This is a genomic window from Muribacter muris, from assembly GCF_004569585.1.
GTDB lineage: Bacteria > Pseudomonadota > Gammaproteobacteria > Enterobacterales > Pasteurellaceae > Muribacter > Muribacter muris.
Genome location: NZ_SPPA01000021.1, coordinates 38,336 through 52,010, shown reverse-complemented (window position 1 = coordinate 52,010; position 13,675 = coordinate 38,336). Strand labels below are relative to the sequence as shown.

The 13,675-nt window shown below is 47.6% G+C and carries 9 protein-coding genes and 1 pseudogene; 3 read left to right on the top strand and 7 right to left on the bottom strand.

Features of this window, described 5'->3' with window-relative positions; genetic code table 11:
• A pseudogene (locus tag E4T80_RS09480) lies at positions 1–190 on the top strand (IS481 family transposase); the annotation flags it as partial.
• 109 nt (positions 191–299) lie between these two features.
• Here E4T80_RS09480 and fdhE read toward each other — a convergent pair.
• The 4 genes from fdhE to fdnG form a co-directional block, all read right to left on the bottom strand.
• Complete coding sequence (gene fdhE, locus E4T80_RS09475) at positions 300–1,220, bottom strand: formate dehydrogenase accessory protein FdhE (protein WP_135057776.1); 921 nt, start codon at positions 1,218–1,220, stop codon at positions 300–302.
• Positions 1,221–1,323: 103 nt separating this feature from the next.
• Complete coding sequence (locus E4T80_RS09470; RefSeq protein WP_135057773.1) at positions 1,324–2,001, bottom strand: formate dehydrogenase subunit gamma; 678 nt, start codon at positions 1,999–2,001, stop codon at positions 1,324–1,326.
• On the bottom strand, positions 1,994–2,890 hold the full coding sequence (gene fdxH, locus E4T80_RS09465) for a formate dehydrogenase subunit beta (RefSeq protein ID WP_135057771.1): 897 nt from the start codon (positions 2,888–2,890) through the stop codon (positions 1,994–1,996). The genes E4T80_RS09470 and fdxH overlap by 8 nt, the downstream gene beginning before the upstream one ends.
• A complete protein-coding gene (gene fdnG / locus E4T80_RS09460) occupies positions 2,891–5,959 on the bottom strand; it encodes a formate dehydrogenase-N subunit alpha (RefSeq protein ID WP_167740716.1) in 3,069 nt (1,022 codons plus the stop codon).
• A 230-nt stretch (positions 5,960–6,189) separates the two neighbouring features.
• On the opposite strand from fdnG, the gene fdhD reads away from it, so the two are divergent.
• Positions 6,190–6,999: a formate dehydrogenase accessory sulfurtransferase FdhD gene (gene fdhD / locus E4T80_RS09450; protein ID WP_135057762.1), complete on the top strand. Its 810-nt coding sequence runs from the start codon at positions 6,190–6,192 to the stop codon at positions 6,997–6,999.
• 41 nt (positions 7,000–7,040) lie between these two features.
• On the opposite strand, the gene E4T80_RS09445 is transcribed toward fdhD, so the two are convergent.
• From E4T80_RS09445 to E4T80_RS09435, 3 genes are all read right to left on the bottom strand, one after another.
• A complete protein-coding gene (locus E4T80_RS09445; protein WP_167740715.1) occupies positions 7,041–8,432 on the bottom strand; it encodes a YdgA family protein in 1,392 nt (463 codons plus the stop codon).
• A 68-nt stretch (positions 8,433–8,500) separates the two neighbouring features.
• Complete coding sequence (locus tag E4T80_RS09440) at positions 8,501–10,624, bottom strand: 3-hydroxyacyl-CoA dehydrogenase NAD-binding domain-containing protein (RefSeq protein WP_135057757.1); 2,124 nt, start codon at positions 10,622–10,624, stop codon at positions 8,501–8,503.
• Between the two features lie 9 nt (positions 10,625–10,633).
• Positions 10,634–11,938: an acetyl-CoA C-acyltransferase gene (locus E4T80_RS09435; RefSeq protein ID WP_135057754.1), complete on the bottom strand. Its 1,305-nt coding sequence runs from the start codon at positions 11,936–11,938 to the stop codon at positions 10,634–10,636.
• Positions 11,939–12,161: 223 nt separating this feature from the next.
• Between E4T80_RS09435 and E4T80_RS09430 the strand changes: the two genes are divergently transcribed.
• A complete protein-coding gene (locus tag E4T80_RS09430) occupies positions 12,162–13,646 on the top strand; it encodes a nicotinate phosphoribosyltransferase (RefSeq protein ID WP_135057751.1) in 1,485 nt (494 codons plus the stop codon).
• Positions 13,647–13,675: the final 29 nt, after the last annotated feature.

The window sequence follows — 13,675 nt, the reverse complement described above, 5'->3', positions numbered from 1 at the left end:
TTACCAAGTGGCATTTAGGAAGAAAATTTATATGGATTTGAGTACATTACAAGCTGATTTGGATGAATGGTTGCTGTATTATAACCATCACCGAACCCATCGAGGAAAAATGTGCTGTGGAAGAACGGCAATGGAAACATTAGTTGATGGAAAACGAATTTGGGCAGAAAAAAATTTAAGCTCAAATTAATCTGACAAACACACATCGTTTTAAACGGGGACTGTCAGATTGAGTTTGATCTTCTACACTTTATTTTTGCAAAGTATATTACCGAACCCATCGCTTGCAATGGTATCGACTACTCGGCGATTTGGAATAGAAACGGGTTAATGCCGCTGCGGGAGAGGTTTTTTTGTTCCATTTCCGCATCAAGAAAGAGGGTGGCGAGATCGTCTGCAATCGGCTCGACATAAGGATCTTTTTCTTGATACATCGCTTTGAGGTAGCTGTCGCAATCGCCGCAGCTTTCCGCTTTGACTGGCGATTCCACGCTGTCTAAGCTCCAGTAGTCGAGTTTGCCCGACTGTTCGCAGTTGGAGCATTTTGCCCGTACCATATTCCATTCACTTTCGCACAAGGCGCAATGGAGGTAACGCAAGCCTTGGGTATCGCCAAAGTGAATGACGCTGGCAACGGGGGCAGAGTCGCACACGGGGCAGCGGTGGCGTTCGCCGTTCTCTCCTTGAATGTGGCGGGGCAGTTGTTGGGTGAGTTGTACCCAGTAGAGCGAAAGTGCTGCCCATAAAAACACGGCTTTATCTGCGCCAACTTGCTCGTAGCGTTCGTTGAGCAGGTGATCGGCGAGGGTTTCTAGCTCGTTTGCCGCTGCTTTTTCCAGCCATTCCAGTGTGGCAAGGATGCTGTCGTTGGCATAGGGTTTGAACTTTTCAATTAAGGCAATCAATAAGGTGCGCCATTCGTTTGAACGTTTAAACGTTTTTATATCAAGGGGCTTTAAGCCTTGCTGCCCGCTTAGGCAAGCGGTCAGTTGTGTTGAAATATTAGCAATCGGATGTGTTTCGAGCAATTCAAGTTGAACGTCAACTAAATGGGCTGCAAATTGCAGGTAATCGCCAAAGGGGTGATTTTCGGCGAGTTGGCGTAGCCTTTTGGCTCGGCGGGCGTAGAGATTTTTTGGGTTGGCAAAGAGTAGAGGCGGGTGCTGAAAACTGCTTGCCGCTTGTTTGATTTGGTCTTCGGGTAAAATTCGGATACTCATTTTAATGCTTTACATTGTGAAAGGCTGAGAAAATAGGAGGGGCGGTTGCCCCTCTTATGAATGTCAGTTTGCAAATTTGGGGTTTGAAACCGACCGCTTGTGGCTATTTGGTTCGTTGTTTGTCTGCCAGTTCTTTTTCCAGTTCCGGCAGCACCTCTTCACGCCACCAACGTGGGTGATGTTTTTTCGCCCAACGCACCGTTACCCAGCCTTCGACCATTCCTCGAATCGATCCTTTCACCCAGAACGCCATATACATATGCACCATAATGCCGGTGAACAGTAAAAACGCGCTAAGGGAGTGCAGTAAAATCGCAATGCGGATCACAGGAATAGAGAAATTATGGGCGAAATATTGTCGCCACATAATAATGCCGGTGGCAAGTAGGGTGAACATCGCCAAAATCAGCGTCCAGAATAGCATTTTCTGTCCGAGATTATATTTGCCGTTGTCGGACACAGCGTGTTCGTTGCCTTTTAGCACTTCTTTGATGTTTTTCAGCCATACCCAGTCATTTTTTTCCGGAAAGTTATGCCGCCAGTAGATCAAGCAGAGATTGACGAAGGCAACAAACATAATTAAGCCGGTGAACGGGTGGACGAAACGGGCGATCTGCGGTGTGCCGAGAATGTCGGTTAGCCACGCAAAATCGGGGAAGAAGAACGCCAAGCCGGACAAGCCGGTGGTGAAAAAGCAGATCACCAACAGCCAGTGGCTTAGGCGGGCGGGCAATTTATGGCGGACGATTTTTTGGTCGTTGCCAATCTCGATTTTACGCATTGTTGCCTCCCTGTTCGTCTTCGTGTTCGTCAAGTTCCTCGGTATTCGGGCCGATGGATACATAGTGTGCGATTTCGGCTAATGCCAAACCGCCCATTGCCACAGCTGCAACCGGTTTTAGCACATCTTTCCAGAGTTTGATGGTCGAGTCGATATGCGGATCTTTCGGCAAGCCTGAATAAAGTTCCGGTTTGTCGGCGTGGTGTAATACATACATTACGTGTGTGCCGCCGACCCCCTCCGGATCGTATAAACCGGCATTTTCGTAGCCGCGGGATTTCAAATCGGCAATGCGACTTTCGGCGTAATGCTTCATATCGTCTTTGCTGCCAAAGCGAATCGCACCGGTCGGGCAGGTTTTGACACACGCCGGTTCTTGCCCTACATTGACCCGATCGACACACAGAGTGCATTTGTACACACGGTTGTCGTCCGGATTCATACGCGGAATGTTGAACGGGCAACCGGCAATGCAGTAGCCGCAGCCGATACATTTATCCGATTGGAAATCTACAATGCCGTTGGCATATTGGATAATCGCCCCCGGCGACGGGCAGGATTTTAAGCAGCCCGGTTCGGCGCAGTGCATACAGCCGTCTTTGCGGATCAGCCATTGCAAGCGGTCGTTTTCTTCCACTTCGTTGAAACGCATTACCGTCCACGCTTTTGCATTGAGATCGGCGGGGTTATCGTAAACCCCGACGCAGTTTTCCGGCTCGGCTCGAATGTCGTTCCATTCCGAGCAGCCCACCTGACAGGCTTTGCAGCCGATACAGGTGGTAACATCGATCAGTTTTGCCACTTCAAATTTGTGATCTCTGGCGTGTGGCGGCGGTGTCAGCCCCGATGTAGCAGAGGCGTTGATAATATCTTGAGTTTGTACGCCCATTTATGCCTCCGTGATTTTTTCGATATTGACTAACATACATTTGGATTCCGGCGTTTGTGTATTGGCATCGCCGGCACGCACGGTCAGATTGTTGGCAAAGAAGCCTTTCTTCGCTTTAGTGGTTGCGGCAAAGCCCCAGTGGATTGGAATGCCCACCGTATGAATGGTTTTGCCGTCCGCCGTTAGCGGTCTAATCCGTTTTGTGACTACGGCAACGGCTTTAATAAAGCCACGCTTAGAGCTGACTTTGACTTTATCGCCGTGTGAGATACCTTTTTCTGCGGCAAGCGCTTCGCTGATTTCCACAAATTGCTCCGGTTGAGCGATGACATTAATCAGCGCGTTTTTCGTCCAATAGTGGAAATGCTCGGTTAAGCGATAGGTTGTGCCGACATACGGGAAGTCGGCAGCCGTGCCTAAATCGGCTTTATCGCTTTCCAAAATGCGTGCTACCGGACTGGAAATCACGTTCGGGTGTAACGGGTTAGTACCGATTGGCGTTTCCATCGGCTCATAGTGTTCAGGGAACGGCCCGTCCGCCATACGTTCACGCACAAACAAGCCACTCACACCTTCCGGCTGCATAATAAACGGCAGGGTAGGGCTGTTCGGCGGTGCAGTGCCGTAGTCGGCAACGTCCACATAGTTCCAGTTTTTGCCGTTCCATTTGACTAATTGGCGTTTCGGATTCCACGGTTTGCCCGCTAAATCGGCAGAGGCACGGTTGTATAGCACGCGGCGGTTGAGCGGCCACGCAAATGCCCAGCCGAGCGTGTTGCCGAGATTGGACGGGTCGGCGTTATCACGGTTTGCCATTTGATTGCCTTTTTCCGTCCATTGTCCGGTATAGATCCAGCACGCACCGGAGGTTGAACCGTCATCACGCATTTGAGCAAAGCTGGAGAGCAGTTGCCCTTTTTTGAGAATGAGATTGCCGTTGGCATCGTAAAGATCTTCTAACGCATAGCCGTTGTTCTCTTTTGCCACTTCCGCCGCTTTCGGTTCAAGCGGGTTGGCGTAATCCCAACTCATTGCTTCGAGCGGTGCAAGCGGTGCTTTGCCGCCCTCTTTTTGATAAAGGTGGATAAGCTCGGCACGCAGTTCGGACATAATTTCACCGTCCGTTTTTGCCTCACCCGGCGGTTCAGCTCCTTTCCAGTGCCATTGTAACCAGCGACCGGAGTTAGCGATTGAACCGTCTTCTTCAACGAAACAAGTGGTCGGTAAGCGGAAGACTTCTGTTTGAATGTCTTCCGATTTTACATCGTTAAACTCGCCGTGGTTCATCCAAAATTCGGAGGTATCGGTAATCAACGGATCCATAATCACCAAATATTTGAGCTTGCTCAAGGCTTTGATGATTTTTTGTGAATTTGGATAGGAAGCAATCGGGTTCATTCCTTGGCAGAAGAAACCGTTTACTTTGCCTTGGTACATTTCCTCAATGTAACGGAGCTGATCCATTCCGCCTTTTGGTAACTTCGGCAGATAGTGATAGCCGAACTCGTTCTCTTTCGTGCCGTTATCGCCATAGAAAGATTTGAGCATACTCACCATAAATTTCGGGGTATTCTGCCAATAATTGACCTGATCTTTCATCAGCGTTTTCGGGGTAATCCGTTTTAAGAACGCATCAAGGCTGGTATCCGCTTCGGTTGGGAGCGGAATGTAGGACGGCAGCATATGCGGGAATAAGCCTAAATCGGTAATCCCTTGCACGTTGGAATGCCCACGCAACGCATTCACGCCGCCGCCGGAAACGCCGATGTTCCCCAAGAGTAATTGGATCATCGCCATCGTGCGAATATTTTGTGCGCCGACGGTATGTTGCGTCCAGCCTAACGCATAGAGGAAGGTTGCCGCTTTATCCGGTGCCGAGGTTTTGGCAATTTCTTCACAGAAGATCAGAAAATCTTTTTGTGGCGTACCGGTAATGCGTTCGACCATTTCCGGCGTATAGCGGGAAACGTGCTCTTTAAGCATATTTAATACACAACGAGGGTGCTGGAGGGTTAAATCCCGTTTGGGTTGCCCTGTTTCGTCAAATTGATATGCCCAAGTGGAACGATCGTATTTACGGGTTTGTTCGTCATAGCCGGAGAATAAGCCGTCTTCAAATTTGAAATCATCATTGATTAAGAAGGCTGCGTTGGTGTAATGGCGAACGTATTCGTGCTGAATTTTATCGTTTTCAAGCAAATAGCGGATAACGCCGGATAAAAACGCAATATCCGTGCCTGAACGTAACGGCATATAAATATCCGCCACCGCAGCGGTACGGTTGAAGCGTGGATCAACCACCATCAATTTCGCACCGTTTTGCTTTTTGGCTTCAATCGCCCAGCGGAACCCGACAGGGTGGGCTTCCGCAGCGTTACCGCCCATCACAATAACTAAATCTGAATTTTTAATATCAACCCAGTGATTGGTCATTGCACCGCGACCGAATGATGGGGCAAGACTTGCCACCGTCGGTCCGTGTCAGATACTCGCTTGGTTGTCGGTAAAAATCATACCGAGGGAACGCACAAATTTTTGCGTTAAAATCCCTGTTTCGTTGCTGCACGCCGAGCCGGCGAGAAAACCGGCGGTCATCCAGCGATTGACTTCAACTCCTTTGTCATTGTGAGTAACGAAGTTTGCGTCACGGTCTTTTTTCATATGTTTAGCGATACGTTCAATCGCTTCGTGCCACGAGATACGTTTCCACTCGGTTGAACCGGCTTCACGCACTTCGGGGTATTTCACACGGCGATCGCTGTTTACATAATCCAATGCGCCTGCGCCTTTCGGGCATAATGCCCCACGGCTGACCGGGTGATCGGGGTCGCCCTCGATGTGAAATAGTTTATTTTTACCGTTCATTGCACCGTCGCCCATACTGTATAACAGCATACCGCAGCCGACAGCACAATAAGTACAGGTGTTGCGTGTTTCTTTAGCACGCAAGAGTTTGTATTCACGGGGGGCAGCTAATGCCGTTGCGGGCGCAAAGCCCAACATTGCCGCAGACGTTCCCGCCATACCACCTGCACAGATCTTAAAGAACTTTCTTCTACTGATCTGCATAATCACTCCTAAAAACCACAAATGTGGTCAAATTAACTTCAAAATATCACTAAATTGAATTTGGTTCGTCAAAGCGTGGTATTATCTACCGAATAATCGGATTGATCTTCTGTTTTATACGAATAAAACGAAAAATCCGCCGAAACTTTGACATAAGCCAAACTTGGCTAAATGATACAATTTTTTAACAAAATTTGCCACTTTCTTACGGAATTTTCAAGGAATAGCCAATGCCGATTGTTCAAACCCACGCTTTTCGTCTCACCCTTAAGAACGATTCGTATTTATCGAATGCAGTTGATGAAAACTTGATTACCGAAACGCCGGTTGCTTTGGTATATAACGGAATTTCCCATACGGTGATGATGTGTAGCCGACAGGATTTAGCCGATTTTGCATTGGGATTTTCCCTTGCCGAAGGGATCTTAGCGGATAAAAGCGAGCTTTATGGTTTGGAAATTGCGGAACATTGTCACGGTATTGAAGTGCAAATGGAGATTTCCACCCGCCGTTTTCACGCACTAAAAGCAAAGCGGCGGACAATGGCGGGCAGGACAGGCTGCGGAATTTGCGGGGTCGAGCAACTTGAGCAAGTGGCACGGCAGTGTCAATTTTCCCGACCATCTCACCGCTTGCAAACGGTCGATCCCAGCGTATTGGACAACTGCTTGGCGCAGTTAGAGCAGCATCAAATGCTGGCAAAACAGACGGGGGCGAGCCACGCTGCCGCCTTTTTTGATCCGCACGGCAAATTGTTAGCCCTACGGGAAGATGTTGGACGCCACGTTGCGTTAGATAAATTGTTAGGCTGGTACGCCAAAGCGGATAAGCCCGTTGGTTTTGTGTTTGTTACTAGCCGTGCCAGCTTTGAAATGGTGCAAAAATGCCTTGCCTGTGGGGTGGAAATGCTGTGTGCTATTTCGGCAACCACCGAAATGGCGGTGAGAATGGCAAGGGAGAATGGTTTTAGCCTGTTGGCTTTTACCCGTAAAGGCAGAGCCACGGTTTATTCGGGTATTGAGCGGATTAAACAGGGCTAAAACCGCAATAGACAGTGGGTTTCCCCACTGCCTGTTCATCGTTAAAATCTATTTAAGCTAAACATCAGCATTATCAGCGCATTTTGAACTTCGGCATCTGATAATGCTTTCCCGTTGAGCAGCACTTTTCCTTCGTCAATTTGGAGATCGGCGGTGATTTGTTTGTCATCAATGTTTACCGCTTGGGTTTGCTTGAGCTGATGGATTAACTCGGCAACGACATAGTCTGCTTGCTGTGAGGCTTGCTCTGGCGTTGCGCCTTGCACTTGTGCCATTTGGTTGATGAGCCCTTTTATTACCGGCAGATCAAATTTCACTTTGAAGTGTGATTTTTGTAATAATGCCAATGCTTGCGAAGGCGTTGCTACTGTTTCAAAGGGCTTGCCGTTTGCCACCAGTTCTAGCGATAGCTCGCCTTGATCATTGCTTAATTTCAATGGGGTGATATGTATCTTTATCCCTTTTTTCACAAGATTGTGCCATTTTTCAAATGATTGTGGTGAACGCTCTAACAAAAAACTTTTCAGGTAAGCGTTAAATTCATTAGTCAGTTTGGCATCACTCTCCATTAAGGAGTTAAAGGTGAGTTTGCCTAATGATGTCTGAGCGGTCGGCGTGCTTAACACAAGATCGAAATTGATATTGGCATCTCCCTCATACCGCTCGCCTTTTAAGTTATTATTGCCATTCAGACGGATATTTTGGTAAGCAATAGCCGTGCGTTGAATGTTATTTTTGATCGCAATATTATCTATTGTCGCTGATAGTGTTCCTAAGTCCAAATGTACAAAATCGCTAGGTGCAGCAAGGTTTGCTTTATAAGCAAGGTTATCGACTTCGATGGTTATATTGTTGTCGGTAAATTTCAATTTAGGCAAGACAGTCGTCGTAAGCCCGCTGAACAAGTCGCCGCTGAGTTTGCCATCTAACTGTGTTTCCGTTGCCGCCATTTCAAAGGAGGTTGATTTAAGCGGTTGGGTATGGATAACACTGGTTAAATTGCCTGTGTAACTAAGATTCGTATGACTGTTTAGAAACGCTGTTTGATTATTGATGAGATCTTTTAGCTCGTCAGGGAAAATCATACGGCTATCGCCACTGATTGCCATTGGAATGATATTCCCTTTTTGGAGGCGGTTAAGTGGAAAAGGCCCGTGGTAGAGCGTATCTTCTCCTTGAATGCGGTATTGCTTACTATCGGCATTGATTTCAAATACATATTTTGCCTCAGAACTAAACCAGTGGCGTTCAAATTGGAGATCTTTAAATTCCGCTTTTATCCCTTGGGCTTCAAGCCGCTTAAGTTGCAGATTGGCTTGGGCGAACATATTGGGATAGCGTTGCTCTGCCTGTTTTCCGGTAAAATAACTGCCGCCCACGCCGGCGATACCGACAAGGGCGATGACAGATAGGGCAATTTTGGACAGTTTCATAAGTTTTCCTCTTGAGTTGATGAATTGGTTTGCAAGTTTTTCGTTGTTACGCACCGCTTGCAAAGGCATTATTGTGTATTGGCTTTGGCTAACAACCATTCGCACGGGGTGAAGCGTTCACCGTAGCGTTGAGAATGTTTACGCAGTTGGCTTACGATTTCGGTTGCACCGATTTTTTCGATATATGCATAAATGCCGCCACGGAAATCCGGAAATTCAAAGCCGAGTACCGAGGCAACGTTGCCCTCGTCTGTCGAGCGGATCACGTTATCCTGCAAGCACCAGCACGCTTCGTTGATCATTCGTAGCAAGCAGCGGCGTACGATTTCTTCCGATTCCAAATCGTTGCGGGTGATGGTCTCCATTACGTGATAAATACTTTTATCTTCTTGAATACGGTTGCCTTTATTGTCGTACATATAAAAGCCCCGTCTGTTTTTACGCCCTTTGCGTTCGTTTTTAATCAGCAATGCCACGCTTTCCGGCAGGGCAAAACGGCTGCCCAGCTCGGCAACCATTGCCGGATTGGATTTGGCTAACACGTCCAAGCCGATGTCGTCAATCATTGCCAGTGGGCCGATTTTAAAGCCAAATTCTTGTAGAGAACGGTCGATAAACTCGATCGCTTCCCCTTCGACAATACATTGAATCGCTTCCAATAAAAACGGCGTGAGAATACGGTTGATGAAAAAGCCCTGCTTATCCGCCACTAACATTGGGATTTTGCCTTGTTGAATGGCAAAGTGAATCGCCGTGGCAATCGCATTTTGGCAGGTTGTTTCGTGGGGAATAATTTCCACCATCTGCCGTGTAGTAACCGGGCTGAAATAATGAAACCCGATCACATTTTGAGGACGGGTCGCCACGCTGGCAATATCACGGATCGCAAAGGTCGAGGTATTGGTGGCAAAAATCGCTTGGTCGTGATAGTAACTTTCGCTTTCCCGCACCATCTGTTGTTTGAGTTCCAATTTTTCATACACCGCTTCAATAATAAAGTCGGTCGATTTGCCTGCTACTAACCGCTCGCCGCCGGTAATTAAATTCATTCGCTGAATCATTTGACCGTGGGAGAGCGTTTTTTTCGCCACCGCCATTTGCATTAACTCGTAACATTTTTGCAGGGCTTTTTGAATTTCAGACGGGTGAATATCCTTAATTCTGACCGGAATTTGCGCATTATTCGCCGTCAAATAGGCAATGCCCGCCCCCATATAGCCGCTGCCCAGTACGGTAACTTGGCGGACATCTTTGACTTTCGATAAATCAATGTATTGCTCTTTCATTGCCCGTTCTGCCCGCTTGAGCTTCATCAATACTTGGGCTTCTTCGGTATGGAACAGTTCGACCAACGCATTTTGCTCTAATATCAGCCCCTCTTTAAAATGCGGCTCTTTGAGTAGCGTGAGCAGATGCGTAACGGCAGGGTAATTGCCGAAGGCTTTGTGCCAAAGGTGGTTATCGACATAATCAAGGTATTTTTGGCGGATAAACGGTGTGCCTTCAAGCTGCTTACGCCATTTTTTCATCCGATCAAGCGGGTGTTTATGGTTGATTTTTTGCACTTGATTATTTAAAAGCAGGGTATAAGCACTTTCAAACAGATTACCTGCGGGGATCACTTTGTCGATCAGCCCGATCTGTAACGCTTTTTCCACCCCGATTTTATAACCGGAGGCTAACAGTGGGATTGCCTGTGGCAAGCCGATTAAACGGGGTAAACGCTGTGTGCCGCCGGCAAAGGGTAAAATGCCGGAACGCACTTGCGGCATTGCAAATTTGGTGTAGCTTTCCTCACTGGCGATACGGTAGTCGCACGCCAAAGCCAATTCTAACCCCACGCCGAAACAATCTCCATCAATGACTGCCACCACCGGTATTTTTAAGGTGTTGATTTCCCGCATTACCCGTTGAGCATCACGGGAAAATGCCTGTAATTGCTCGGTGGTTTTATGGCGTAATCCATCCAGCTTATAGCCTTTAATGAAGGATTTAGGCTTGGCGGAGACGAAAATCAGCCCTTTCGCTTGTTGATAAATGACCGAACCGATGACGGTACGCAAATCATCAATAAAATAATCGGGCAACCAGTTATGCGGATTGTTTGGCACATCAATGCGTACTACGGCGATTTGGTTGTCGTCAATCTCCACCTGAAACGGTGAAGCAGGGTAGGTTGAAGGTGTTGTCATTGTCATTCCTTATTCGCTTTCCAGTACCATTGCCGCCCCCAAGCCGCCTAAGCCGCTAGAGGCAACCAACGATAAACCGCCGCCCCGATGTTTTAGTGCGTGCAGGGATTGAATTAAAATGCGTAGGCTGGTGGCAGCCCGTGGGTTGCCAAAGGCAATCGAGCCGCCGAGATGATTGAGCTTCGCCGGATCGATTTCCCCCAAACACGCGGTGCGATTGAGCTGATTTTTTGCAAATTCCGTTGAGGCAAACAGTTGCATATTAACCAGCATTTGTGCGGCGGAGGTTTCGTGAATATCAATATAATCCATCTCTTGCAGGGTCAGCTTGGCTCGCTCAAGGGCAAGACTGCTCGCCAATGTTGCTCCCATAAACATATTTTGCCAAATATCATTGCCGGTAATCGCATAACTTTTAATGTAGCCGAGCGGCGTTAAGCCTAAGGTTTTCGCTTGCTTTTCCCGCATTAGCAGAACAGCAGCAGCACCGTCAACGGGTTTAGGCATATTGGCTTCGGTAACGGTTGCGTAATTTTTATCCAGTAACGGCGAAAAGCGTTCATAGTAGCTAGAGCGGACTGCGGCAGAGACGAGGGTATCCGACACCACAAAATCGCTATAAGGACGAGGGAAAGACGGCATTACATCGTTTTTGAATAAGCCGAGCTTCCACGCATTTTGTGCTTTAAGGTGGGATTGGCGGGCGTATTCGTCTTGCTCGGCACGGCTGATATGGTGCTGCTGTGCCATTCGCTCGGAAATATCGGCAACGGAAAGCTGCGTCATATAATCTTTGAGATTGACCCCGTGTGGTTTGAGATCCCGCCACGAGAATTGACGAAACAGGCGGTATTTATCTTCTAAGGTTGGGGCTTTGAAAATCTGTTTGAACTTATAAATCACCCGTGGGCTGATGCTTAACGGTGCATTGGAAATCGAATCCGTGCCGCCGGCAATACCGGCAGAGATTGATCCGCTGACAATGCTGCCCGCCACATTCACTAAGGCTTGCAACCCCGATAAACACGAACTGCTCAGGGTGTAAGCCTGCAAGGTCGGCATATTTAACGCGAGGGCAATCTCTCTGGCAGGGTTGGGAATATCGGGCTGTTGAATGACCTGCCCGAACACTAATTGTTCAATGTTCGTGCGATCAATCGCGGTGCGGCTTAAAAGTTCGTTTGTTACCATTGTGCCGAGATCAGTCGCATAAGAGGATTTAAAGCCCGTATCTCGTTGCACGAAAGGGGTGCGTAAACCGGCGACAATCGCAATGCGTTCGCCTTGTGCGGTTAAAAGCGTCTGTTTCGTCATTAGATTTCCCGCTAATCAGTAAAAATTAGCAAATTTTAGCACGGGAATTGCCGAAATGCGTGAAATAAATTGGGAATTTTTACGGAATAGATAAGCGTAGCGTATGGTTGGCAAATGAGTGTTTTTATAGGTGGGAATAAAAAATTTTGTCTTATTTAATTTGCTTTTTTGCGGAGGTGGTTTATGATAATGCCCGTTTAAATTTGGGCAAAAAGGAAAGAATATGCCATATTTTATGCCAAAATTAGCACGAGCAACTGCTATTCCGAGCTTACTTTGCGATTTTTATAAAGTATCGCACCGCTTGCAGTATCCGCAAGGAACGGAGATCATTTACAGCACCCTTACCCCCCGCAGTAATAAACTCGCCCCGCACCTTGACCGTGTCGTCTCTTTTGGTTTTCAAGCCTTTATTCGTAAATATTTGATCGATTATTTTAATGACAATTTTTTTGCCCGCCCTCAAAATGAGGTAGTGCAGGAATATCGCGATTTTATCACCGCCACCTTGAACCAACAGGATTCGGGCGATCATATTGCCCGCTTGCACGCTTTAGGCTATTTGCCGCTGCGGATTAAAGCGATACCGGAAGGTAAAACGGTGGCAATCAAAGTGCCGGTAATGACGATTGAAAATACCCACACGGATTTTTATTGGCTGACCAATTATTTGGAAACCTTGATCAATGTGTCGATGTGGCAGCCGATGACGTCCGCCTCAATTGCCCGCCGCTATCGGCTCACCTTAACGGCATTTGCCTGCCAAACTTGCGATAATGATGATCACGTTGTATTTCAATCCCACGATTTTTCAATGCGGGGAATGAGTTCATTAGAGTCGGCGGAAACATCAGGGGCAGGGCATCTCACCGCATTTTTGGGGACGGACACCATTCCGGCAATAGCTTATGTGGCACATTATTATGGTGCGGAAGGGCTGATTGGCACGTCAATTCCCGCCTCGGAACACTCGGTAATGAGTGCACACGGCGTCGATGAATTGCCGACTTTCCGGTATTTAATGGCAGCACACCCTGACACTATGCTCTCGATTGTTGCCGACACAACGGATTTTTGGCGGAATATTTGTGAAACATTGCCTCGTTTGAAAGCGGAAATTATGGCGCGCCCGCCGAATGCCAAAGTGATTATTCGACCGGACAGCGGCGATTCCTTTGCGATTATTTGCGGCGATCCGCAGGCGGAAACCGAACACGAACGCAAAGGCTTGATTGAATGCCTGTGGGATATTTTCGGCGGCACGATTAACCAAAAGGGCTATAAAGTGTTGGACGCCCACATTGGCGCAATTTACGGCGACGGCGTGAATTTTGAAAAAATGGTGCGGATTTTAACCGGCTTGAAAGAAAAAGGCTTCGCTGCCAGCAATATTGTCTTTGGCGTTGGGTCGCTCACTTATCAGCATAATACACGGGATACGCTCGGTTTTGCCACCAAAGCCACCTCAATGACGATTAACGGTCAGGAAAAAGCGATTTTTAAAAACCCCAAAACCGATAACGGCTTGAAAAAATCCCAAAAAGGCAGGGTAAAAGTATTGTCGCCCGACCACTATATTGACGGCTTAACCGCACAAGCTGATTTCAGCGGTGATATGTTAGAGGTCGTGTTTGAGAACGGGCGGCTAGTCCAAACCACCGATTTTAATCAAATTCGGCAACGGTTAGCGTGTGAGTGGGCAGTATAGTTAAAGTATGTTTATCAACAAGGCACATT